The organism is Cupriavidus sp. PB-02 (genome assembly GCF_058252315.1).
This window is the reverse complement of sequence record NZ_CM177694.1, coordinates 1,342,319-1,366,551: the sequence shown is the minus strand read 5'-3', so window position 1 is coordinate 1,366,551 and position 24,233 is coordinate 1,342,319. Positions and strand designations below refer to the sequence as shown.

The window sequence follows — 24,233 nt, the reverse complement described above, 5'->3', positions numbered from 1 at the left end:
CCTCCATGCTTAATTTCCCTCGCTCATGCCTGAAGCATGCCTGCCTGGCGCTTGCCGGCTGCAGCATGCTGTTTGCCTCCGCACCGTCGGCCGCGCAGGCGAAGACTGATTTTCCCGACAAGCCCTTGCGCATCGTCGTGCCCGGTCCGCCCGGCGGCGGCACCGACCTCCTCGCCCGCGCGCTCGCCGCGGGCATTGCCAAGCCGCTCGGGCAACCGGTCGTGGTGGAGAACAAGCCAGGGGCATCGGGAATCATCGCCGCGCAATCGGTGCTGGCGGCACCCCGTGACGGCCACACGCTGTATCTCGGCTTTACGTCGATGATCCAGCTGCCGGCGCTGATGCCCTCGATGCCGGTCAACTTCAGGAAGGACTTCGCGCCGGTGGCACTGCTGGCGGTCGGCTCGGATCTGCTGGCGGTTTCCTCCCGCGTGCCCGCCACCTCGGTGGCCGAGTTCGTCAAGCTGGCCAAAGCAAGCCCCGGCAAGCTGACGATCGGGTCCTACGGCAACGGTACGTCGGCGCACTTGCATGCCGAACTCCTCAAGAAGCGCGCGGGGATAGACCTGATCCACGTTCCGTACAAAGGCGCCGCACCGATGTTCGCGGACCTGCTCGCCGGCCAGATCGATGCGGCCTTTGTCGACCAGTCCACCGCCAATGCACAGCTGAACAGCCCGCGCATCCGCTTCCTGGCGCTCACCGGCACGAAGCGTTTCAAGCCCCTGCCGCAACTGCCGACGCTGAGCGAGCTGGGCTATGCCGGCTTCGAGCCCAACGGATTCATGGCGATGTTCGTACCCGCCGCCACGCCGGCTCCGGTGGTACAGCGGCTGTCGGAGGTGATTGCGGCGCAGGTCCGCGGGGCGGATGTCGGCAGGCGCTTGGCCGAAATCGGCATGCTGCCGGTGGGGAGCAAGCCGGATGAACTGGCGGCGATGATGTCGCGGGACGCACCGGTGTGGGCCCAGGTTGTGAAGGAATGCAACGTCAAGCTGGAATGAGGCGAGCACCTGCAGAACTTCGTCTTCAAGGGCCCCGCGATGGCACGCGGCATGCCGGACTTCACCGGCAAGCTGAGCGCGGAGGATGTCGAGAAGATCAAGGCGTTCATCCAGGGCACGGCTGACGCGATCCGGCCGAAGGCGATCGCGAACACCCGCCAGTAACCGGAGAGGAAGACGCAAGCAGTGCCGCCTTTGCCAGCCTTTGCCGGCCGGGCAATGCCGGGGGCAATCCGTCAGGCCAGGAGCGCGCCCGCTTCCGTCTGCGCCTTCCGCTCCGCGGTGCGGCGGCTGATCGTCCAGCCGGTAAAGGGGTCGGCGGCGCTGCGATGCTGGGTCCAGTGGGTCTTGCACGTCTCGCACTGGTGCTCGCGCGTCTGGCACTGCACGCCGCTGGCCAGGCTGCGCCAGTGCATGTCGCCCAGCGGGCGGAGCAAGCCATGGCCGTTTGCGCAACGCGCATCCAGGCACAGGCGTTCGCAGCGCCGGCAAAGCGGCTGCGGCGCTGCCGCGGGATCGTTGCCAGGCTTGCGCAGCCCGCCTGCACTGTCGGGCTGCGCCTGCGTGGCCGCAACCGTGGCATCCATATCCATCATCTGCGCCGTCGATCCGACACGGCTGCGGGTGCGATGCAATGCGGCCCAGTAAAGCGCGCGCACCGCATCGGAGCCATCGCACATGGCTGATGCGCGACAGCGTTCCGCGTGCCGGTGCAACGGCAGGCCGAACTCGGCCGCCGAGGCAAAGCAGATGACCTGTACACGCGCGGCGCCGTCTTCGATCCAGCGCTCGAACAGCCGCGAAAGATGGCTGTAGTAGGCCTCGTTGCTGTCCGATGCATGCGCCAGCGCCATGCGATGGGCGCGGCGGCTCAGCGCACGGACCTCCTGCCGGAGCTCGCTCAGGACCGGCAACAGACGAGCAGGCGGGTTTCCTCGAGTTGGCGATGCGCTCGCGCGCTGCAGATTGCTCACTTCGTACTCCGAACTGCTTTGGCGATGGGCCAGGCGGGCAAATTGGCGCGCAACGGGGCGCGCTTGCTGGCTGATTGCCTGGCCTGTGTCGGGCCGGGCGCTGTGAGCCGATTATAGGAGTGCGTGTTTGCGCATTGGACAGGCTTTCCCGCGGACTACCTGATAAGGGTGGGTTCCGGCTTGACCGGAATTTGGTCTACTTGCAGCCAGGGATGAGCGGCACTCGGTGGGAGCCGCCCATCGCTTTCCGCCGGCACCCTGGCTCCGAGGCTGGTGTGCCGAAACCGGCTTTCTGCCGCGCGGGCACTGCCCCCGGGGAGCGGCCACGCGCACAACGCGCGCAACACCAACAAGGCGCGGGCCGACGACCGCGCCACGCGAAGGAGTCAACGAATGGGAGTACTAAGCGGAATCCGCGTGGTGGAGTTCGAAGCGATCGGGCCCGGTCCTTTCGGCGCCATGCTGCTGGCCGACATGGGCGCCGACGTGCTGCGTATCGACCGCCCCCTGGCGCCGACCGATCTCGGGCCGAAGTCCGCCACCGGAAAACGCATCGACGTGACCGGCCGCGGCCGGCGCTCGGTGACGCTGGACCTGAAGGACCCGGACGGCCAGCGCGCGGCGCTGGAGCTGATGGCGCGTGCGGACGTGGTGATCGAAGGCTTCCGCCCCGGCACCATGGAACGCCTGGGCCTTGGCCCCGATGTCGCGCTGGCGAGCAATCCGAGGCTGGTTTACGGCCGCATGACCGGCTGGGGCCAGACCGGCCCGCTCGCGGACCGCGCCGGACATGACCTGAACTATGTCGCGCTCTCCGGGGTGCTGTCCGGCATCGGCCGCGCCGGCGAGGCGCCGGTGCCGCCCCTGAACCTGGTGGGCGACTACGGCGGCGGCGGCATGCTGCTGGCGCTGGGCGTGGTTGCTGCGCTGCTGAACGTGCATCGCGGCGGCAAGGGCCAGGTGGTGGATGCGGCCATGATCGAAGGCGCCGCCCAGCTCGGCGCCGTGATCTGGGGCCTGCTGGCCTCCGGCAACTGGCGCGAGGAGCGCCAGGCCAACATTCTTGATGGCGGCGCGCCCTGGTACGACAACTACCGCACCCGCGACGGCAAGTACATGTCGATCGGCCCGGTCGAAGGCCGCTTCTACGCCGAACTGCTCGACAAGCTCGGCCTTGCCGGCAAGGAGCTGCCGGAGCAATACGACCGTAGCGGCTGGCCGGTGCTGCGCCAGCACTTCAATGAGGTCTTCCTGACCAGGACCCGCGACGAATGGTGTGCCGTGTTCGAAGGCAGCGACGCCTGCGTGGCGCCGGTGCTCGGCTTCAGCGAAGCGCCCGATCATCCGCAACACCGCGCGCGCGGCAGCTTCATCGAGGTGGCCGGCGTGGTCCAGCCGGGGCCTGCTCCGCGCTTCCTCGGCACGCCATCCGAAGTGGTCCGCCCGGCGCCGCAACGCGGCCAGCATGGCGCCGCGGCGCTGCGCGACTGGGGCTTCGACGACGCCGATGTGGCGCGGCTGCAAGCCCTTGGCCTCGGCTTCCGGCCGGAAGCCTGAGGCCCGCGCGCGCCGCCTGGCCCACACCGTATCTGCTGCGCGTCGCCGGCCCGTGTTCTGCGCGCGGCGGCGACAGCAACCAGGTCTCCACCTTGTCGGGCTGCCCTGACAAGTTGCTTCGCTCCGGCCTCCGAGCCGGAGCCATTTTTTCTACACTGCCATGCATTCAACGCCAACCTGCGCCGGCGAACGCCTGCCGGACCTGCCGCCTGACGCTTCGACCCCGGTGCCGCCGGGATACCGGCCACTCATCCGGGACCGCGGCTTTCTACAGCTCTGCGGCCCCTTCTACGTGCACGAGACCCTGCCGGTCGTCGCCGTGCGCGTGACCGACCAGCATCTCAACAATCAGGACATTGCGCACGGCGGCTTCCTGGCCGCACTGGCCGACAGCGCCTACGGCATTGTCATGCGCCGCGACCTGCCCGGACTGGTGCCGCGAACGGCCCACCTGAGCGTGGACTATCTCTCGGCCGTGCAGCCTGGCGACTGGCTTGAAGCCCACGTGACCTTCGTCAAGCACGGCAAGCGCATCACCAACGGCACCTGCCGCCTGATGGTGGGCACCCGGATGGTCCTGCAGACGATGGGCGTATTCTCGACGCAGCGGGTGGCGGAGCCGCCGATGCAGCCTGTGAGCCTGGCGTCATAGCAGCATTGCAGGCGGCCATCGGGTTGCCCCCGATAGGGGAATCCCGCCCATCCGATATGGCTGGTTTCGGCGGGCAGTGCCTCCGCTAAGGTTTGTCATGAGATGTCCATCCGACGCTCTCGATTCACGACATACACCTGCGAGGTAAACACGAAATGCGTTGCAAGCCCCTGATTGCCACGGCACTGCTAGCCTGGGCCGCCGTAGCTGGCGCACAGAGCTATCCGTCGCGCCCCATCACCTTCGTCGTACCCGGGCCGCCCGGCGGCGCTACGGATACCATTGCGCGCGCGCTGGCCGAAGACATGGGCAAGCGCCTGGGCCAGCCCATCATCGTCGACAACAAACCCGGCGGCGCCGGCGTGGTTGCGGTGCAGACGCTCACCCGTGCTCCCGCTGACGGCTACACGCTGCTGGTGACACATTCGTCGCCCCTCATCAACACGCCGTACCTTTACGCCAGCGTGCCCTACAACGTGCGCCGCGACATGGCGTTCATCACCGAGATCTGCGTCGGCAAGATCGTCCTCGCCGTGAACCGCGAAGTGCCCGCCAGCAACGTATCGGAGTTCATGGCATGGGCGGCCAGGAATAAGGGCAAGGTCAGCTATGGCTCTTACGGCGTGGGCAGCTTTCCGCATCTGGTCGGCGCGCACCTGAACCAGACCAAGGGCCTGGAAATGGTGCACGTTGCCTACAAGGGCGAGGCGCCGATGGCGCAGGACATGCTGGCCGGCAACATTTCATGGGCGATCGGCTCAGTCACCACGCTCGGGCCGCATATCAAGAGCGGCCGCCTGCGCGCGCTGGCGGTGATGGGCGAAAAGCGCATCAAGGAGCTGCCCGATGTGCCCACCATGACCGAAGCCGGCATGAAGGAACAGGAAATGCGACCGCCCGCCTGGGTTGGCCTGGTAGGGCGTTCCGGAACGCCCACGGCGATCCTTTCCCGCATCGAAGCGGAAGCGCGTGCCTCGATCCAGTCGCCGGCCATGCAGGCGCGCATGGAGGCACTGGCTCTGGAGCCGGTTGGCAATACCGGGGTGGAATTCAAGCGTGATTTCGAGACCTCGGAGCCGGTGATGGCCCGACTGATCAAGGCCAGCGGCGCAACCGCCGAATGATGGCGGGCACCGGCGCCGGCGGACGGCTCGCGCCGTCAGCTGGTGCCGGTGTCGACTTCCATACGCTGCGCGGCGCTGCGCGCGACCAGGATGGCCTCATAGCGCCGCGACACGCCAAGCTTGCCGAAGATCTGGCGCAGATTCCATTTCACGGTATCCACGCTCAGGTTGAGCACCAGTGCGATGTGCTTGTTCGACATCGACTGCTCCAGCAAGGCGAGGATCTCCCGCTCGCGCCGGGTCAGCGCCTTGCCCATGCCGGTGTCCGACGGCGGCAGCGGCTTTGCCGGACTCATCGGAGCCGGCGACCCGCGCCCCGCCGCGGGGACATTGCCGCTGCGTGGCCGCGCAAAGCAGGACGGGTCCGCATTCGTACTGCGCGCCAGCCGGCCCAGCAGTTCCTGCACCCGCCCGCCTTCGTCCGCAAGCGTGCGTACCAGGCCCAGCCGCTGGCCGGCGGCCACCGCCGAGGTCAGGAACGTCGTGGCTTCATTGGTGCGGCCGAGGTCATCCAGCGCATGCGCCTGCAGCAGATCCGCAGTGACCATCAGGCTTTCCCGCACCGATGCCGCCGGCAACGCACGCAGGCCATCCAGCGCGGCCAGCGCGCGTTCCGGCGCCGCCTGTATCAGGGCCAGCCGGGCACGCGTCATGGCGGCCGTGGCGGCAATACGCTGGTCGCGTGGCGAGTTGCCGGAATACTGCGCGGCCAGTTCGTCAAGGGCGCGTTGCAGGCGCTCGGCATGCCGCAGGTCCTTGCCCAGCAGCGCCAGCCGGAGTTGCTCGGCCAACATGCGCGCCACGCCGCGCGGCAGGCCACGACGGTGGAACAGCACCTCCGTTTCAACCAGCCCGACCAGCGCATCGTGCGGAGCGTCAGCCAGGCACTGCAGGCGGGCGTGGCAGACCGCTGCCTCGATCAGCACATCGGGGGTGGAGAATCGCAGCGCGTCGAGCCTGCCAGCGAGCACCTCGCGCGCGTCGTCGGCCCGGTCCAGCTCGTACAGGGCGGCGGCGACGGGCACGGCGCAACGGCTGGTACCCACTGCATAGCGGCCGAACTGCTGCTCTGAAGCGGCAAGCGGCGCCGCGCCCAGGCGGAGCGCCTCCAGTGCATCGCCCTCCAGCCACGCGGCCATCGCGACTGCGCCGGCGCCCATCAGTTCGAACTCGGTGCTGCCCTGGCGCGCGGTCGGCACCAGCGCGCGATAGCGTGGCAGCGCGCGCGGATGTTCGCCGAGCATGGTGCCGCAGCGCAACGCCAGCCCGGAGCGAATCGTTTCGAGCACAGGGCGCCCCAGCGGCGCATCGCTCAGCGTTGCCAGCAGCGCCATGGCCCGATCGGGGTCGTCCTCGTGGAGCGCAATGATCGCGCGCATCAGGGTGACCGGAACGCTGCCCTGCGCCTGTACGTCGGCATTGGCGCTCTGCCAGCGCCGGATCCAGTCCTCGGCCTTCTTCGGCCTGGCCGAGACCGTGCAACTCCATGCCGCGGCCTCCAGCAGCGACGGATGCATGGCGAGCCGGTCTGCATCGATGGCATCGACCCAGCGCATGAAGCTGCGCAGCTGGCTGATGCCCGGCAAATCGGAAGCCAGCGATTCCATCAGCGAGCGCACTGCCTCGAAATCCCCGCTCTTCAGCGCATGCCCGATCGCATCGGAGAGGTAGTCGCGGCCGCTCTGCTCGCGCAGCCAAGCGGCGGCGCGCCAGTGCAAGACCTCCAAATCCCCGTTTGCGCTCACCAGCAGGTGGCGCAGGTGTGCGGCAAAGAGCGGATGCAGCCGGTACCAGTCATCGGGCACGCCGTCGGGCGCGGTGCCCGGCGTGGCGACACGCCGGAGAAAGAGCCCACGGGCGCGAATGTCGGCGAGCAGCCCGGCAGCGTCGTTGCTGCCGGTCACCGCGGCGGCAAGATCTGCGTTGAACCGATCCAGGACTGACAGCCGTTGCAGGAACGTCAGCAGTTCCGGCGGCAGTCCGGCGGTGACCTCCTCGCTCCAGTAGGCATGCAGCGCGGCGCAATAGGCGGCGGGCCATCCGGCTCCCGAGGCGGGCGTCTCCGGCGTGGTCGTTGGCAAGGCCGCCGCCAGCCCCAGGCCGGTCGGCCAGCCAGCCGTGGCATCGTGCAGCCGGACCGCCAGGTCGGCGTCGGCCGCCCGGCCCTTGCCCTCGCCTTGCGCAATCCGTCCTTCAGTCCGGTGGCGCAGGAAAGCCCGCGTCTCCGGCAGGCTGAACGCGAGATCGGTGCAGGAAAATTCGGCCAGCTCTCCCATGGCGCGCAGCCGGCCAAGCGCCAGCTTGCATTCGCGGCGGGAAGCCGCTACGACATGCAGGCCGGGCAGCCGGGCCGCAAGCAGCGCCTGCATGAAGTCGACGGTGGCCGGTTCACGCACATGGTCGAATTCATCGAGCATCAGGTAGAGCTCGCCCGGCACGCCCGCCAGGGCACTGATCACGGCCGCTGCCACCGCTGGTGTATCGCAGGCGCTGTCAGGGTGGGCGAGTCCCGGCTGGCGCAGGACAATGCCGGCGCGATGCAGGCATGCCAGCAGGGCCGCGCAAAATCCCTCCAGCACGTCATCGTCCGGGCCAAGCGAGAGCCACGCCACGCGCGCGCCATCGGCTGCCAGCCGCTGGCGCCATTGCGCCAGCGCCGTGGTCTTGCCATAGCCGGCAGCGGCTGTCAGCAGAACCAGCTTGCCATGCCGGCCATGATGCAGGCGTTGGACCAGTGCTTCGCGGGGGACCGACCTGGGGCCGGTGCGCGGTGGCACGAGCCTGGTTGCTAGAGGGGGGATACGGCGTTCCATCGGCGTTCAGCAGTGCGCTAGTAGTGAGGGGACGCGCGGGCCGCGGCGCCGGCGGGAGCGTTTGTCACGGCACCCGCGTCATAGGCGGGTGCTGCCAGGCGGCACGCACGGCGAATATAAGCGACAGCATCGAGACGTTTGCCCCATTTGCCGCCTTCCCCCCTGTTACGGGTGGGCGCGCACCCGCCCCGGGGTATTCATCGCGAAGCGGCTCGTGGCGGCGAGTGCCTCGTACGACGCAGCGCCCCTGTGTCCTATACCAGTACAATCGCGACAGATGCGTTCCGCCCCTCAGTAAAGCGCCAGCCAGCCTGGCGCGCGTTACCCTCCTATGCCGCAAATACCGTCTTCTTCCGGCTCCCGCCCGATGCCTGACCATCCGGATGCGGCCGCCCGCGCCGGCACGGCGCCGGCCGCGCCTGCCCGGCAGGGGCCGCCGCGCGGCGCGGTACGCGTGGTCGCAAGAGAGCGGCTGCTGGCGCAGCTGACCGAGGCGCGCCGCCGGCGCTGCTTTGTCCTGCAAGGGCCAGCCGGCTGCGGCAAGACCGCAACGCTGATGGCCTGGCGGCTGGACCTGCTTGCGCTCGGCTTCGACATGGCCTGGCTGACCGCGGAGGCCGGCGACAACGAACTGTCGCGCTGGCTCGACCGGCTGCTGGGCTGCCTGTCGGAAGTCAGCCCGGCCATGACCCGCGAGGCCATGCTGCTGGCAGGCAGCGGCGTCGATGACGAAGGCGTCGAGCGCACCATCATTTCGCTGGTTCGTGGCATCGCCGCCTATCCGCGCGAACTGGTGCTGGCGCTCGATGACCTGCACCACCTGACCAACCCCCGCATCTACGACACGCTGCAGTGGCTGATCGACTACGCCCCGGCCAATTTCCACGTGGTGCTGGTGTCACGGGGTGCGGTACCGCTCTCGCTTGGCCGACAGCGCGACCAGGGCATGCTGCTCGAACTGGACCAGCGCGACCTGCGCTTCACGCTGGCCGAGTCCCAGCAGTTCCTGAACGCGCAACTGGGCGATATCTCCGCCCGCGACGCGCGCCTGCTGCACGAACTCACCGATGGCTGGGTGGCCGGCCTGCAGCTGTTCGCCACCCACTGGAGACGCAAGAAGCAGAGCGCGACCGGCAGTTCCTTTGCCAGCGGCATCGTGCGAGCCAATGTGCAGAATGCTGGCGCATTCGCCGAGTATTTCGAGCGCGAAGTGCTGTCCCGCCTGGCGCCGGACGAAGCCGAACTGCTGGTGCGTGCCGCGGCATGCGAACGCTTCAGCGCCTCCCTGTGCGTGGCCCTGAGCGAACCGGCGCAGAGCGAGAGCAACGTCATGGGGCTGCTCACGCGGCTTGAAAGCGAGAACCTCTTCATCGCCCCGGCCGATGGCCCGGAACGGGAGTCGTGGTACCGCCTGCATCCGCTGCTGCGCGAAACGCTGGCCGAGCGGTTCCGCACGCGCAGCGAGGCGCAGCAGCGGGCCGTGCACGAGGCGGCATGGCACTGGTTCCGTGACCATCGCATGCTGGAGGAGGCCGTCCGGCACGCGGTACTCGCCGGAGATACCGGCACGGCGGCCGATCTGGTCGAGCGCTTCTCGGGCACGCTGCTCGCCCGGGGCCAGGTACGCAAGGCCCTTGGGCTGCTCCGGCTGCTGCCCGCAGAGCAGGTGCAGAGCCGCATCGAGTTGCAGCTGCTGGCGCTGCGCATGCAGATCTACGAACGCGACCTGGATGCCGCACTGGAAAACGCCAAACGGCTGGCTGCCGAGATTCCGCCCGGCGACGAGTCCGCCCGCTACCGGCTGTGCCTGCTGCAATGCACGCTGATGGTGCTGCGCGACGACACCGAGGGCGCAAAGCGCCTTCTGCCGCAGCTCGAGCAGATGCCGGAGAACACCGAATCGCTCTTTGTCGGCTCGCGCAACAACCTGCTCTCCTGGCTGTATATGCACCTGGGCGAGTACGACCGCGCCCGCCGTGTACAGACCGAGGCGCAGCCGCTGCTGTTCGAAGGCGCGCCGCTGCTTGGCACCCCGAGCGGCAGCCTCAACGGCCGTTGCATGGTGGGCTTCAGTTTTGCACTGGAAGGCAAGCTCATCCAGGCCGAGCGCATTGCCCGCGATATCCTGCGCGAAACCGAGCAGATCGGCGAAACGCGGGCGGAGCCGGAGTATTTCGCGGCGGCGCTGCTCGGCGAAGTCCTGTATGAACAGAACGACCTCGAAGGCGCACGCCGGCTGCTGGAGGATCGCGTGGACGTGCTGGAGCGGGTCTCGATCCCGGACACCGTGCTGCGCGTGCACACCGTGCTGGCTGCCGTGCACTGGCTCAGCGGCCACCGGCTGGACGCCTTCGCACAACTGGAGCGGCTGGAGGAGTACGGCTCGCACCTGCGGCTGGACCGGCTGCTGGCGCAAAGCCTTGCCTACCAGATCCGGCTGCACCTGCATTGCGGCGACATGGAATCCGCCGCTTCGGTCCTCGCCCGGCTGGATGCAATTGCTGCCCGGCACCGCGATGCGCCCCGGGGCTCGCTCGATGCGATCCACCTTGCCGCGGAGCGCTCGCACATCCTGGTCACCCTTGCCCATGACGATCCGGACGGCGCCTCGCAGCGCATCGGGCCGCTGATTGCCTACTGCGAAGCGCGCAGCTGGCTGCGCCAGGTAGCGCAGCTGCACATCCTCGCGGCCGTGGCCGTTTCACGCCAGGGCGACCCGGAGGCGACAAACACGCATCTGCTGGCCGCCCTGCGGCTCGGGCACCGGCTCGGCCTGCTGCGCGGCATCGTCGATGCGTATCCGGACGCGCTGGACCTGATCGCCACACTGGCAAGCACCGGAACGCTCGATCCGGTACTGACCTTCTATGTTGAACGCCTGCAGACTGCCGCCCCTGCCGTTGCAACCAGCGCGGCCGGTGCAGCCGACATGCGCGGCACCACGGACAGCGAACTGGAAGAGCTCAGCGACCGGGAGATCGATGTGGTCCGCCTGCTCGGCCAGGCCCTGCCCAACAAGAAGATCGCACGCACGCTCGGCCTGTCGCCGGAAACGGTGAAGTGGCACCTGCGCAACATCTTCCGCAAGCTCGACGTCACCAGCCGCGACGAAGCCGTCGCGCGCATGCGTGACCGGGAACTCGGCGAAGGCCGCTGAGCATTCCCACAGCCGGCGGGCCACGGACCGCCGCCCCCGTTCCCCGCCCCCTCCTTCCAGCCAACCCCTCGCGCTTCCCCGCCCACGCCACCTGAGATGGGTGGTGTTCGCGCACCCCCGCTCCCCAGTACCTTAGCGCCATACCAAAGCACCGCTGCGTACGTCATTGCTGGTACGCCGGACGGTGCAGTCAGCAGAGCGCGGCGCGCACGACGTGCCCAGGACTGAGGAGACATCGCAATGAACCCATCCACGGCCAGGCAAAGCCCGGCTGACACATCGGCTGCACCGGCCAAGCGGCCGCGAGCCTATCGCCCGACCGTATTTCCGGAGCGCGGCACGGTCGTAGAACGGCGCGCGGACGGCACGGTGCTGATGCGCAACGCCAGGCAACCCTCCGTGCTCGCGCAAAAAAGTCTCGCGGAATTCCTGCCGATGTGGGCAGAACGCCGTGGCAACGTTCCCGCCTTTTGCGAACGCGACGCGCGGGGCGAGTGGCGCTCAGTCACCTGGGCCGGCCTCTGGCAGCAGGTACAGGTCGTCGGCGCTGCGCTGCTGGAATTGGGCCTGAACCAGACCCGCCCGCTGATGCTGCTGTCCGGCAACTCGATCGAGCAGGCCGTGGTCGTGCTCGCCGCCGAATATGTCGGCATTCCGACTGCGCCGGTTTCCCCTGCCTACTCCCTGGTCAGCCGCGACTTCGAGCGCCTGAAGAGCGTGGTTGAACTGGTCCCGCCGGGAGCGCTCTTCGTGCAGACGGCGGCACCGTTCGAGCGCGCCCTTGCAACCATCGAATCCGCTGGCGTGCCGGTCATTGCCGTCAATGGCGCTCGCGCAGGCCAGATCGGTTGGAGCGCGCTCGCGGCGACTGAGCTGACGCCCGCCCGCCGCGCCGCGGTACAAGCCGCGCACGCCGCCATTCGACCCGAACAGACCGGCCGCGTGCTGTTCACCTCGGGCTCCACGGGCGTGCCCAAGGGCGTAGCGCTGTCCTTCAGCAACCTCGCCGCGGTCGCCACGTACTTCTTCGACATCTACCAGGCCCTCATCGACCGCAATCCGACCTTCCTGTGCTGGCTGCCGTGGCACCACGGCCTGGGCGGCGTGCTCAGCATCAGCCGAGCGGTGGCATTGGGCAGCTCGCACTATATCGACGACGGCCGGCCGCTGCCCGGACAGATCGAGCGCACGGTGCGCAACCTGCGTGAAGTCTCGCCGACCATTTACACCAACGTGCCTTCGGCATGGGCCATGCTGGCCGCGGAAGCCGAGCGCGACGCGGCACTGGCCCGCGGCCTGTTCGGCAAGACGGTCAATTTCTCCTATGGCGGCGCAAGCCTGCCGCGCGACGTATGGGATCGTATCCAGCGCGCCGCCGAAGACACGGTGGGCGAGTGCATCGCGTTCTGCTCCGGCCTGGCCAGCACCGAGACCAGCGGCATGGGCGTGTACTGCACCTGGCCCGCGGATGAAGCCGGCAACGTGGGCGTGCCGATGCCGGGCGCCGAGGTCAAGCTGGTGCCGCTGGACGGCGGCGACGGCCGCTATGAAATCCGCATTCGCGGGCCGTTCGTGTTCAGCGGCTACATCAAGCGCCCGGACCTGACCGCTGCTGCGTTTGACGAGGAAGGATTCTTCTGCATCGGCGACGCCGTACGCCTGGCCGATCCCGCCGACCCCGCGTGCGGACTGCTGTTTGCCGGCCGCGTAGCGGAAGACTTCAAGCTCACCAACGGCACCTGGGTGCGCGTTGGCGCCGTGCGCCTGGGCCTGGTGGAGCAATGCGCGTCGCTGATCACCGACGCCGTGATCTGCGGCCACGACCACGACTACCTGGCCGCGCTGGCCTGGCCCAACCTGGCTGCCTGCCGCGCACTCGCGCCGGAACTGGCCGGGCTCGACGCAGAAGCGCTGGTTCGTCACCCGGTGGTGGTCAGTGCCATTCGCGCACGGCTGCAGACCGCCGGGGGCAAGGGCAACGCCGGCGCCAGCCTGCATGTCCGGCGCGTGCTGCTGATGGCCGAGCCGCCTTCCATCGACGCCAACGAGATCGCCGACAAGGGCTATGTGAACCAGGCCGCCACGCGCGCGCGCCGGGCGCATCTCGTCGAAGAGATTTTCCAGCCCGAACCCGGTCCGCACATCGCCTGCGCTGCCTGAACACGGCCTCCCATATCAAATCTATCCCGGAGCTTTCCATGCAAATCAACCGTACCATCTACCGCGACGATCACGAGATGTTCCGCACCACGGTGCGCCGCTTCCTGGAGAAAGAATGCCTGCCGAAGCAGGCCGAGTGGGACAAGGCGGGCAAGGTCGACCGCGAGACCTGGCTCAAGGCCGGCCGCGAGGGCCTCCTCTGCGTGACGCTGCCGACCGAATACGGCGGCGGCGGCGGCGATTTCGGCCACTCGGCCATCTTCAACGAAGAACAGGCGCGCGTCGGCGTCAGCGGCCTGGGCTTTGGCGTGCACTCCGACATCATCGCCCCGTACCTCAACCGGCTGGGCAATGAAGAGCAGAAGCAGCGCTGGCTGCCCAAGGTCTGCTCGGGCGAGGCCATCCTTGCCATCGGCATGACCGAACCCGGCACCGGCAGCGACCTCAAGGCGATCCGCACCACTGCCGTGCGCGAGGGCGACGAGTACGTCATCAACGGCAGCAAGACCTTCATCAGCAATGGCCTGAACGCCGACCTGATCATCATGGTCTGCAAGACCGACCCGAGCGCAGGCTCGCGCGGCGTCAGCCTGATCGTGGTGGAAGCCGAGCGCGAAGGCTTCCGCCGCGGCCGCAAGCTGGACAAGGTCGGCCAGCACGCGCAGGACACCGCCGAGCTGTTCTTCGACAACGTGCGCGTGCCGGTGAGCAACCGCCTGGGCGAGGAAGGCAAGGGCTTTGCCTACCTGATGGGCGAACTGCCGCAGGAACGCCTGTCCATCGCCATCAGCGCCGCCGCCAAGCTGGAGGTCTGCCTGGAGCAGACGCTGGCCTACGTCAAGGAGCGCAAGGCGTTCAACCAGACTGTCTGGGACTTCCAGAACACCAAGTTCAAGCTGGCCGACATCAAGGCACAGGCCATCGCCGTGCGCCTGCTGGTCGACCACTACCTGGGCGAGCACATCCGCCGCCGCCTGACGCTGGAAGAAGCTGCCGTGGCCAAGCTCTATGCCACCGAGGCGCTCGGCCAGGCACTGGACCAGATGGTGCAGCTGCATGGCGGCTACGGCTACATGCTGGAGTACCCGGTCGCCCGCGCCTTCGCCGATTCGCGCGTCACGCGCATCTACGGCGGCACCAGCGAGGTCATGCGCGACCTGATCTCGCGCAAGCTGTAAGCGCGGCCCGGCCGCCCATCCCACACAGAATCAAAGGAGAACTCACATGACTCGCAAGGTTTTCGTTGCCGGTGCCGGCATGATCCCGTTCAAGAAGCCGGGTACCAGCGACACCTATGACGTAATGGGCGCCAACGCCGTGCGCCAGGCGCTGGAAGACGCCGGCCTCAGCTACGACGACGTGCAGCAGGCCTATGCCGGCTACGTCTACGGCGACTCAACCTGCGGCCAGAAGGCGCTGTACCAGGTCGGCATGACCGGCATCCCGGTCATCAACGTCAACAACAACTGCGCGACCGGCTCGTCGGCGCTGTTCCTGGCCCGCCAGGCGGTGCAGAGCGGCGCCGTCGAATGCGCGCTGGCCGTCGGCTTCGAGTTCATGCAGCCGGGCGCGCTGAAGTCGCGCTGGGATGATCGCGCCCCGGCCCTGGAACGCGCCATCAACCTGGTGGACGAACTGGTCGACCGCAAGGACCTGCCCAACGCCATCCGCCAGTTCTCCGGCGCCGGCAAGGCCCACATGGACAAGTACGGCACCAAACTCGAGACCTTCGCCAGGATCCGCGCCAAGGCCAGCCGCCACGCCGCCAACAATCCGCTGGCCGTGTTCCGCAACGTGATGACCACCGAGGATGTGCTGGCGGCGCCGATGCTGTGGGAAGGCGTGCTGACCCGCCTGATGGCCTGCCCGCCGACCTGCGGTGCCGCGGCCGCCATCGTGGTGTCCGAGGAATTCGCCCGCAAGAAGGGCCTCAAGACCGACGTGCTGATCGCCGGCCAGTCACTGACCACCGACCGCCCCACCACCTACGATGCCCGCGACATGATCCGCGTGGTCGGCTTCGACATGACGCGCGAGGGCTCGCAGCAGGTGTACGAGCAGGCTGGCATCGGCCCGCAGGACATCGACGTGCTCGAGCTGCATGACTGCTTCGCGCAGAACGAGCTGCTGACCTACGAAGGTCTGGGCCTGTGCCCCGAAGGCGGCGCCGAGAAGCTGGTCAACGACGGCGACAACACCTATGGCGGCAAGTGGGTGGTCAACCCGTCGGGCGGCCTGCTGTCCAAGGGGCACCCGCTGGGCGCGACCGGCCTGGCGCAGTGCTACGAGATGGTCCAGCAGCTGCGCGGCAAGGCCGACAAGCGCCAGGTAGAAGGCGCGAAGCTTGCGCTGACGCACAACCTGGGCCTGGGTGGCGCCTGCGTCGTCACGCTTTACCAGAAGCACGCCTGAGCACGCGCAATCAGAGGAGTCCATTCATGATCGACAAGAAACATATCGGCAAGGTGATCGCGGATTTCCGCACCTCCGCGCCCGCCAGCCAGCTGCGCTTCTTCGCCAAGGCCACCGGCCAGACCGATCCGGTCTACATCGACGAGGCCACCGCGCACGACGCCGGCCACCCCGGCCTGCCGCTGCCGCCGACCTTCCTCTTCTCGCTGGAGCTGACGCAACCGTCCAGCGCATGGCGCCAGGAACTCGGCATCCGGCAGGAACGCATCCTGCACGGCGAGCAGTCCTTCACCTACCACCGCATGGCCTATGCCGGCGACACGCTGCACTTCAAGACCACCATCGCCGACATCTACGACAAGAAAGGCGGCGCGCTGGAGTTCGTGGTGCGCGAAACGCGCGTGACCAACCAGGATGGCGAGCACGTGGCGGACCTGCGCAGCGTGCTGGTCCAACGCAACGGCTGAACCGGAGAATCCGCATGAGCAAACTGAGCTTCGACCAGGTCAAGGTCGGCGACACCCTGCCGCCGCTGGCGCTGGAACCAATCAATCGCACCACGCTGGCGCTGTTCGCCGGTGCATCGAACGATCACAACGCCATCCATATCGACACCGACTATGCGCGCAAGGCCGGCATGCCCGACGTGTTCGCGCACGGCATGCTGTCGATGGCCTATCTCGGCCGGCTGCTGACGCAGTGGGTCGACCAGCGCCAGCTGCGCCAGTTCGGCGTGCGCTTCGTCGGCATCACCCACCTTGGCCATCGCATCACCTGCAGCGGCCGCGTCGTCGAAAAGCTGGAAGTCAACGGCGAGAAGTGCGTCAAGCTGGAAATCCAGACCGCCAACCAGTATGGCGAAACCAAGATCCTGGGCGACGCGGTCGTCGCCCTGTAATCCCAACCTCATTCAGGAGTAAAGACATGGGAGCACTTGACGGCAAGGTGGCACTGGTCACCGGTTCGGGACGCGGCATTGGCAACGCGATCGCCATGCGCCTGGCGCGCGAAGGCGCACGCCTGGTCATCAATGACCTGGACGCCGAACCCGCCCAGCAGACCGTGGAAGAGCTGAAGGCAATGGGCGTGGAAGCCGTGGCCTGCGTCGGCAACGTGGCCGCGCCGGACTTTGCCGACCGCTTTATCGGCACGGCGATGAACACGTTCAAGGGTATCGACATCATCGTCAACAACGCCGGCTTTACCTGGGACGACGTGGTGCAGAAAATGAGCGACGAGCAGTGGTACGCAATCCTGGACTGCCACATGACCGCGCCGTTCCGCATCCTGCGTGCCGCCTACCCGCATATCAAGGCACTGGCTGCGGCGGACAAGGAAGCCGGCCGCGAGGTGTATCGCAAGATCGTCAATATCTCGTCGACCTCGGGGCTGAACGGCAATGCTGGGCAGATCAATTACTCGGGGGCCAAGGCGGGTGTCATCGGCATGACGCGTGCGATGGCGCGTGAGTGGGGTCGTTTCAACGTCAATGTGAACGCGGTGGCGTTCGGGCTGATCCACACTCGCATGACGTCGGCCGATGCCAAGGCTGGTGCTACGGTGAATATCGAAGGCCGCGAGATCCGTGTGGGGCTGAATCCGGAGATGGTCAAGTCGCATGCCCAGCGTAACCCGCTCGGCCGCGGGGGCACGCCGGAAGAAGCTGCGGGCGGTGTTTATCTGTTCTGCTCGCCGGATTCGAACTACATTACCGGGCAGGTGATTGCGGTTGCTGGTAACGTGCAGTAGGCACTGGTGAAGCGCTCGCCGGGGCTCTGAAGGTGAGGGCTCCCGCGCTTTTTGCCTGCGGTTTGTATCTGGTAGTTGCTCGACGGCACTCGCTGCTGGTGACATGTTGCAGCTGTTGAACCGCTTGGTTCCGCCCTCCTGGGCGGGTCACTTTTATCCGAGCGACAAAGTAACCAAAAAGCGCGTCGCCTGAGCGGCTGGCTATCAAGGGGGCGCTTCTGGTCGGCGGGGCGGCTTTGGTTTCCATGGGGCGCGGTCGCGATTCCACCCTGCTGATATGACTCCCCCAGCCTGTCGACGCGAACGGCACGCCGTTGTCGGTGCGCAGCCGTAAGCGCCTCACGAAGACCGTTCTTGCCCCTGTCCCATAGATCACGAGATGCTGTCTGCTTTGAGGATGTTCCGTTACCCAGTAACGCACAGCGAGGTCGTTACTGGGTAACGGTCGCAAAGGAGAAGCGAGATGGCACAAACGACGGCACAGCGGCAAGCCGCCTACCGAGCAAGGCGCGTGACGACAGGCAACGATGGTAACGGAGAGCGTCGGTTGAGCATGTGGGTGACCACGGAGGCGGACTTTGCCCTTGCTCGCCTGGCGCGCCGTTACTCGGTAACGAAGCGAGAGATGCTGGAGCGGTTGATCGTGCGGGCTGACGACGCGATTGTCCGCAGACTCGATCCGGACTCGCCTGATTGGGACACGTACTTCTTCGCTCGCCGGGCGCCCAGCCACGTTACCGGGTAACGGAGTGTTTTGTGCAGGCGAGTGGGGGCGCTTCCACGCCGTGAGCCGTGAAGCGGGGTCATTCAGACGGCAGCAGTTGGTCAGGCGCCTGGCGGCGCGGTGGGCAGGTTCCGCAGGTGTGCGTGGGCACGCCAGGGCAGCAATTCTTCAACGCGGTTGATCGGGTGATCGGCAATGCCGGTCAGCACATGGCACAGGTAGGCGCGCGGGTCGATGCCATTGAGCTTGCACGAGGCGACCAGCGAATACATGGCCGCCGCCCGTTCGCCGCCGCTGTTGGAACCGGCAAACAAGAAGTTCTTGCGGCCCAGGGCGACACAGCGCAGCGCGTTCTCGGCGATGTTGTTGTCAATCTCGGCGATCCCGTCGTCGCAGTACAACGTCAGCGCATCCCACTGGTTGAGCGTGTATTGGATCGCCTTGGCCGTCTCGGATTTTGCCGACAACGTCTGCAGTTTCGCCCTGAGCCAGGCGCCGTAGCGCTCAAGCAGAGGGCGGGCTTTCTCCTGGCGCACCCGCAGCCGCTCAGCCGGCGGTTTGCCGCGGATGCCGGCCTCGATGGCGTAAAGCTCACCGATACAACGCAGTGCCTCGGCAGTCGTTTCGGACGGCGTGCGCACGTGAATGTCGTAGAACTTGCGTCGCGCATGCGCAGTATCTGGAGCTCCAGATACGGCGCAGTATCCCGAGTACGGTTTTATGTGGGGTGAGCGCCGTTCGGGCGCCAACGGACGAGTTTGAAGGGCCAAGCGACTCGGCATATTATCTGTCTGGACGCTATGCGTGTACGGCGTCTGGGCGGTGAACATGCAGATCCCACTGCGAACGGAATCAAGTGCCGAGAGCTACGTCGCGAATCGCGAATGGCTGATCGCACGTCTGGACCGTTGTCCGTTGCATCCCTCTGGCGGTTGCTCGTTTGCTCGCCATGGCACCTATCGGCGCGCGGCACCATCAGGGATGCGCATTGCTAGGTGGTACTGTCCTCAGGGACACCGAACTTTCAGTCTCCTGCCTGACTTTCTCGCCGCAAGGCTGCCTGGGCTGCTTGCCTCGATCGACGCTGCAGTCGCAAGCTTGCCGCGTATGCACAGCATGGAGGCGGCTGCCGATGCTCTACGACGGGACGACGTGAGTTTGCCTGCCGCTGTACGTTGGTTGCGCCGCAGGGTACGCGCGGTTGACGCGGCACTGCATGCGGTAGCTTCCCTGCGACTGCCAACGCCGGGTGTACCGCAAAGGGGCTGCATGCCCGGCGAAGCCAGCCCGTACTGGACGCTACTGGAATTGAGGCATGCTCTCCCAGCACAGATGCTCAGCGAACTACCGGCCCCGCTGGGTTTTCTGAGATTGCAGCGAAGCGCATGGATCCGTCGTGCGCTTGACCAACAAGACACGGGGCCTGACGGCAAGCACGAGACGATTTACGCTGCAGCGGTCAACTGTGAGCTGATGTTGCCCCTGTTTGGTGTAGCTCTTAGCTCCCGAGTTATGCGGCCTTTTTACGCTGTGCCGCGTGCCAGCGTTGCTCGTACTGCATGGGGCTGAGGTAACCCAGCGTAGAATGCAGCCGCCGGTGATTATAGAAGGCTATCCAGTCGAGCACCGCGTCCATGGCCTCCCGCCGGGTGGCGAACTTTCTTCCGTGCAAACTTGCAGTCTTGAGCCGTCCCCAGAAGCTCTCGGTCGGCGCGTTATCCCAGCAATTCCCCTTTCGGCTCATGGACGAGCGCATGCCCCAGTCGCGCATGGTGCGCTGGAACTCGTGGCTGCAATACTGGCTGCCACGGTCACTGTGGAAGATCATCCCCTGACCCGGGCGGCGCCGGAACCAGGCCATCCGCAAGGCGTCCTGGACCAGGCTGGTCTGCATGTGTGGCGCCATGCTCCAGCCCACCACCTGGCGGCTGAACAAGTCAATGACGGCGGCCAGGTACAACCACCCCTCATCGGTGGCGATATAGGTGATGTCTCCACTCCAGAGCTGATTCGGGGCCTCAGGGGTGAACCTGCGCTGCACCAGGTCGGCGGCCACCGGCAAGTTGTGTTTGCTGTCAGTGGTGACAACAAACTTACGCTTGGTGCGCGCGCGTAGGCCATGCCGCTGCATCAGGCGACGCACCCGCTCCTTGCCCACCCTGACACCGCGCGCGAGCAGCTCCTTATGCATGCGCGGCCAACCGTATTCCTGCTTGACCTCGGCATGGATGGCGCGCAGGTGGGCCAGCACGGCCTCGTCACTCTGGCGTTCACCGGAGCCGGGGTTGGTTGATTGCCGTTGGCGCCAAGCGAAATACCCGCTGGCGCTCACGCCTAGCACCTCGCACGAGATACTCACTGGCCAGTGCTTTCTCACTTGGTAAATCCAGGCATACCTTGCAACACGTCCTGCGCAAAGTATGCCGCGGCTTTTTTTGCGATATCGCGCTCCATTCTCAGGCGCGCATTCTCCGCCCGCAGCCGAGCCAGCTCCATCTGCTCAGGCGTGACGGTCACCGGCTTGCCAGTCGTCCCTGCCGCCAGTTCTCCCTTTTCACTCTGACGCATCCAAGCCCCAAGGCTACCCTTGGGAATGCCGAGAACCTTGGCCGTGACCGCAATCGATTGGCCAGCCCTCACTTGGCGAACCGCCTCCAACTTGTATTCCTGCGTGTATTTCGCTCGCGTTTGCTTGCCTGACATCTCTTAGCTCCTTGCTCGTATTTGAACATAGGGCTAAGAACCACCCCTTTCAAGGTGACGAAAATTGGGGCACCCTCCGTGTTCTCGAACAGAAACCGGAGTCAATGGCGTGGTACTGGACGCAGTGGTGGAACGCTTTATCGAACACAGCCCGATCAGCGTGATGGCGCGCCTGGGGTTGCAACGCGCCCTTGATCCGGCCTGGATCGACGAGTTGTTCGAGCAAGAGCGTGAAACGCAGTACACGCGGGAGTTATTGTTCTCGACGACGGTGGAAATCATGTCGCTGGTCGCCGTGGGGCTGCGCCCGTCGGTGCATGCGGCAGCCAAGGCCAGTCCGGCGCTGCCGGTTTCCATCACCGCGCTGTACGACAAGCTCAGCCGGACCGAGCCGGGGCTGGTTCGTGCCCTGGTGCAAGGCAGTGCGCAGCGATTGGGGCCGGTCGTGCAACCGATGTTGCGCAAGCAGCCGCCATCGGTGAATGGCTATCGCCTGCGCATCGTGGATGGCAGCCATTTGCCGGCGAGCGAAAAGCGCCTGAAACCATTGCGGGGGTTTCGGGGTGCGGCCTTGCCAGGGCAGTCATTGGTGGTCTATGACCCGGACACGGCGATGATCGTCGATCTGGTGCCCTGTGAAGATGCGCATGCCCAGGAGCGGGCCATCATGGAAACCCTGCTCGCATCGGCCCAGCCGGCCGAACTGTGGATCGCCGATCGCAACTTCAGCACCCGGGCGATTCTTGCCGGGTGGCAGCGTCGCGGCAGCGCCTTCATCGTGCGGGAGCACGGCCGCAATCCGAGCCCCAGCGAGCTGGAGCCGTTACGCGAAATGGGCCGGGTCGAAACCGGCATCGTGTACGAGCAAGCGGTCAGCATCCCAGATGAATCGAACGCGCCGCTGGTGCTGCGGCGCATCGAGCTGCATCTGGATGGCGCCACCGAGGATGGTGACACCGTCATCCGCCTGCTGACCAATGTCCCGGCCGCCCATCTGACGGCCGAGGCAGTCGCCCGGCTATACCGGCGACGCTGGAGCATCGAGAATCTGTTTCAGCGGCTGGAATCGGTGCTCAACAGTGAGATTCGTTCGTTGAGCCAACCGCGCGCGGCGCTGCTGGCCTTCGGCGTGGCGGCGCTCGCGTATAACGTACTGAGCGTGATTGCGACTGCGGTGAGAATCCGGCATGAGCTGGATACCAGCGACATCGAGCTCTCACCGTATTACCTCGCCAGCGAAATCCGGGCAACTTATGCCGGCATGATGATCGCGGTGCCGCCCGAGGTGTGGCAGGCCTATGACCTCCTCACCCCAGCTCAGCTCGGTCGCGAGTTGATCAAGATGGCGACGCACGTTGATCCCCGCGCGATGCGCAAACATACGCGGGGACCGAAAGCGCCGAAGAAGAAAGGCTATGTGGCCGGATGCGTAGCACGGCGGCATGTTTCTACCGCCCGTGTCATCAAGGCTGGACGTGTCGTCTAATCACCTTGAAAGGGGTGGGGCTAAGAACTCCACTCTTCGGGGGCAAGATCAGAAGTGCTTCGGCTCCTGCATGCAGCGAGCAGCCATCGCGGTCGCTGGATCTGGGGGCCAATGTTTCGCGCATTGATGCTGGTGCTTTACTGCACTGGCCTGCGACTGGGAGAAGCGGTCCACCTGCAAATGGAGGACGTAGATCTCCGCCGCAACACGTTCCTGGTGTCGCACAGTAAAGGGCGATCCCGCATCGTGGCATTTCGACCGGATCTGGCCAAGGAACTGCATCAATACCTGGAGGCACGTCGACAACTCCTTCGGAATTGTCGCGCCCAGGATCCGCAAGCGTTGTTCATTCGTCTGGATGGCACACCACTTACGGTGAAGTCCGCATCCGAGGCAATTCGGCGGTTGCTTCGGCAATTGGCGATCAAACCACCTGCCGGCAGGATCGGACCGAGACCGTACGAATTCCGCCATGCCTTCGCGGTGCATCGGCTCACGGCATGGGCATCTGCCGGAATGGATGTCCACGCAAAGCTACCCTGGCTATCGGCCTATCTGGGTCACCAGGACGTGCTCGGTACAGAGGTCTACCTGAAGGCGACCCCACAACTGCTGGATCTCGCCAGCAGACAGCTCGAGAATCATCTGCGCCATGCGCATACTCCAGAATGAAGAATGCACCGTCCGCAGCCTTGTTCATTCGGGTTGAGTCGTTCTTTGCCGATTACCTGCAACGCGCGCGCGGTGCTAGCATCCATACGGTGCGCGCCTATCGCGACGCCTTGAAGCTTTTCTTTGAGTTCGTCGCGACGAACAAGGGGTGCAGCGTTTCGGCTATTGATCTTGGTGACATGAATGCTGCAACGGTTTCCCGTTTCCTACTTCATCTCGAGACGGACCGTTCAAACTCGGTGGCAACGCGCAACTGTCGACGTACCGCTATTCGAAGCTTCTTCAAGCACCTGCTGCGCACAGACATCGTCCACTCGCAACAGTATGCCGGAGCGCTCGCAATTCCGGCAAAGAAGGCACGACATCAGCCGGCGACCTATCTGGAAGCTGACGAGGTCCGTGCGATTCTCGCAACGCCCAACACAAAGACGATTCGTGGGCATCGCGACTACGCATTACTTCTGTTTCTCTACAATACCGGCGCGCGTGTCAGTGAAGCGGCTGGTCTTTGTTGGAACGACCTGCAACTAGCCTCTCCACGGCAGGTCCGGCTCCACGGTAAAGGTCGAAAGGATCGACTCCTGCCGTTGTGGCGTGAGACTGCCGATGCGCTTCGCCGGCTAGGAACGATCAACCATCCGGACACACAGCCTCATGTTTTTCTCAATCGCCATGGAGAGGCGCTAAGTCGTGACGGGATTGCCTACATTCTGCGCCGGCACGTGCAAGCCGCGGCTCAGCAACTGCCGGCGCTCGCTCATAAGCGGGTCACGCCACATGTACTGAGGCACAGTTGTGCTGTCGGATTGCTGCAATCGGGTAACGCCTTGCCGGTGATTCGCGACTATCTTGGTCATGCAAGCATTGCGACAACCGGACGCTACATCGAGACAAACCTTCAGATGAAGCGCGATGCCCTGGAAACGTTCTGGCGGCATGCTGGGATCGAGCCTGCTCGTGCGAGATCATGGAAACCGAAACCCGACCTTCTCGCGTTTCTGAGTTCGCTGTGAGCGATAAGATTTATGTGGTGACGCGGGAGCATC

At 66.0% G+C, this 24,233-nt stretch carries 19 protein-coding genes and 1 pseudogene; 16 read left to right on the top strand and 4 right to left on the bottom strand.

Annotated features, from left to right (window positions below):
- Window positions 1–5 precede the first annotated feature (5 nt).
- The gene (locus AC10V3_RS06500; protein WP_490923313.1) at window positions 6–1,004 is read left to right on the top strand and encodes a Bug family tripartite tricarboxylate transporter substrate binding protein; all 999 of its coding nucleotides are present in this window, start codon (window positions 6–8) and stop codon (window positions 1,002–1,004) included.
- 3 nt (window positions 1,005–1,007) lie between these two features.
- Window positions 1,008–1,169, top strand: a pseudogene (locus AC10V3_RS06495) (c-type cytochrome); the annotation flags it as partial.
- A gap of 71 nt (window positions 1,170–1,240) precedes the next feature.
- Here AC10V3_RS06495 and AC10V3_RS06490 read toward each other — a convergent pair.
- Window positions 1,241–1,978, bottom strand: a complete 738-nt coding sequence (locus tag AC10V3_RS06490) for a hypothetical protein (protein ID WP_051369694.1) — start codon at window positions 1,976–1,978, stop codon at window positions 1,241–1,243.
- Window positions 1,979–2,371: 393 nt separating this feature from the next.
- Between AC10V3_RS06490 and AC10V3_RS06485 the strand changes: the two genes are divergently transcribed.
- The 3 genes from AC10V3_RS06485 to AC10V3_RS06475 all read left to right on the top strand — a co-directional run bounded on the left by AC10V3_RS06485 (window position 2,372) and on the right by AC10V3_RS06475 (window position 5,311).
- Complete coding sequence (locus tag AC10V3_RS06485) at window positions 2,372–3,535, top strand: CaiB/BaiF CoA transferase family protein (protein WP_022534359.1); 1,164 nt, start codon at window positions 2,372–2,374, stop codon at window positions 3,533–3,535.
- Between the two features lie 160 nt (window positions 3,536–3,695).
- Entirely contained in the window at window positions 3,696–4,187 is a 492-nt protein-coding gene (locus AC10V3_RS06480; protein WP_490923311.1) for a PaaI family thioesterase, read from the top strand.
- A 155-nt stretch (window positions 4,188–4,342) separates the two neighbouring features.
- A complete protein-coding gene (locus tag AC10V3_RS06475) occupies window positions 4,343–5,311 on the top strand; it encodes a Bug family tripartite tricarboxylate transporter substrate binding protein (RefSeq protein ID WP_022534357.1) in 969 nt (322 codons plus the stop codon).
- 35 nt (window positions 5,312–5,346) lie between these two features.
- Here the strand turns inward: AC10V3_RS06475 and AC10V3_RS06470 are convergent, their stop codons facing one another.
- The gene (locus AC10V3_RS06470; protein WP_490923308.1) at window positions 5,347–8,088 is read right to left on the bottom strand and encodes a winged helix-turn-helix domain-containing protein; all 2,742 of its coding nucleotides are present in this window, start codon (window positions 8,086–8,088) and stop codon (window positions 5,347–5,349) included.
- A gap of 403 nt (window positions 8,089–8,491) precedes the next feature.
- On the opposite strand from AC10V3_RS06470, the gene AC10V3_RS06465 reads away from it, so the two are divergent.
- From AC10V3_RS06465 to AC10V3_RS06430, 8 genes are all read left to right on the top strand, one after another.
- Window positions 8,492–11,281 (top strand): winged helix-turn-helix domain-containing protein, encoded by a 2,790-nt coding sequence (locus AC10V3_RS06465; protein WP_022534355.1) that lies wholly within the window; start codon window positions 8,492–8,494, stop codon window positions 11,279–11,281.
- A gap of 240 nt (window positions 11,282–11,521) precedes the next feature.
- Entirely contained in the window at window positions 11,522–13,441 is a 1,920-nt protein-coding gene (locus AC10V3_RS06460; RefSeq protein ID WP_490923306.1) for a feruloyl-CoA synthase, read from the top strand.
- Between the two features lie 38 nt (window positions 13,442–13,479).
- Entirely contained in the window at window positions 13,480–14,619 is a 1,140-nt protein-coding gene (locus AC10V3_RS06455) for an acyl-CoA dehydrogenase family protein (RefSeq protein ID WP_022534353.1), read from the top strand.
- 46 nt (window positions 14,620–14,665) lie between these two features.
- Window positions 14,666–15,853, top strand: coding sequence for a lipid-transfer protein (locus tag AC10V3_RS06450; RefSeq protein WP_022534352.1), 1,188 nt, complete (start codon window positions 14,666–14,668; stop codon window positions 15,851–15,853).
- Window positions 15,854–15,879: 26 nt separating this feature from the next.
- Entirely contained in the window at window positions 15,880–16,320 is a 441-nt protein-coding gene (locus AC10V3_RS06445; RefSeq protein WP_022534351.1) for a MaoC family dehydratase N-terminal domain-containing protein, read from the top strand.
- A 14-nt stretch (window positions 16,321–16,334) separates the two neighbouring features.
- The gene (locus AC10V3_RS06440) at window positions 16,335–16,751 is read left to right on the top strand and encodes a MaoC family dehydratase (protein WP_022534350.1); all 417 of its coding nucleotides are present in this window, start codon (window positions 16,335–16,337) and stop codon (window positions 16,749–16,751) included.
- A 26-nt stretch (window positions 16,752–16,777) separates the two neighbouring features.
- Entirely contained in the window at window positions 16,778–17,602 is an 825-nt protein-coding gene (locus AC10V3_RS06435; RefSeq protein WP_022534349.1) for an SDR family NAD(P)-dependent oxidoreductase, read from the top strand.
- 463 nt (window positions 17,603–18,065) lie between these two features.
- Window positions 18,066–18,347 (top strand): hypothetical protein, encoded by a 282-nt coding sequence (locus tag AC10V3_RS06430; protein WP_022536745.1) that lies wholly within the window; start codon window positions 18,066–18,068, stop codon window positions 18,345–18,347.
- An 80-nt stretch (window positions 18,348–18,427) separates the two neighbouring features.
- Here the strand turns inward: AC10V3_RS06430 and tnpC are convergent, their stop codons facing one another.
- Window positions 18,428–19,108: an IS66 family transposase gene (tnpC, locus tag AC10V3_RS06425; protein WP_490923665.1), complete on the bottom strand. Its 681-nt coding sequence runs from the start codon at window positions 19,106–19,108 to the stop codon at window positions 18,428–18,430.
- 728 nt (window positions 19,109–19,836) lie between these two features.
- Window positions 19,837–21,029, bottom strand: a protein-coding gene (locus AC10V3_RS06420; protein WP_490923304.1) for an IS3 family transposase whose coding sequence is annotated in 2 segments (ribosomal slippage) — window positions 19,837–20,765 and window positions 20,765–21,029 — 1,194 coding nt in all. Because the reading frame shifts where the segments join, the coding sequence is not laid out codon by codon here.
- 163 nt (window positions 21,030–21,192) lie between these two features.
- Here AC10V3_RS06420 and AC10V3_RS06415 point away from each other — a divergent pair.
- From AC10V3_RS06415 to AC10V3_RS06405, 3 genes are all read left to right on the top strand, one after another.
- Window positions 21,193–22,515 (top strand): IS4 family transposase, encoded by a 1,323-nt coding sequence (locus tag AC10V3_RS06415; RefSeq protein ID WP_374063686.1) that lies wholly within the window; start codon window positions 21,193–21,195, stop codon window positions 22,513–22,515.
- A 111-nt stretch (window positions 22,516–22,626) separates the two neighbouring features.
- Window positions 22,627–23,187, top strand: a complete 561-nt coding sequence (locus tag AC10V3_RS06410) for a tyrosine-type recombinase/integrase (RefSeq protein ID WP_490923303.1) — start codon at window positions 22,627–22,629, stop codon at window positions 23,185–23,187.
- Window positions 23,184–24,200 carry a tyrosine-type recombinase/integrase gene (locus AC10V3_RS06405; RefSeq protein WP_490923301.1) on the top strand — a complete coding sequence of 339 codons (1,017 nt, stop codon included), beginning with the start codon at window positions 23,184–23,186 and terminating at the stop codon, window positions 24,198–24,200. The genes AC10V3_RS06410 and AC10V3_RS06405 overlap by 4 nt, the downstream gene beginning before the upstream one ends.
- Window positions 24,201–24,233 lie beyond the last annotated feature (33 nt).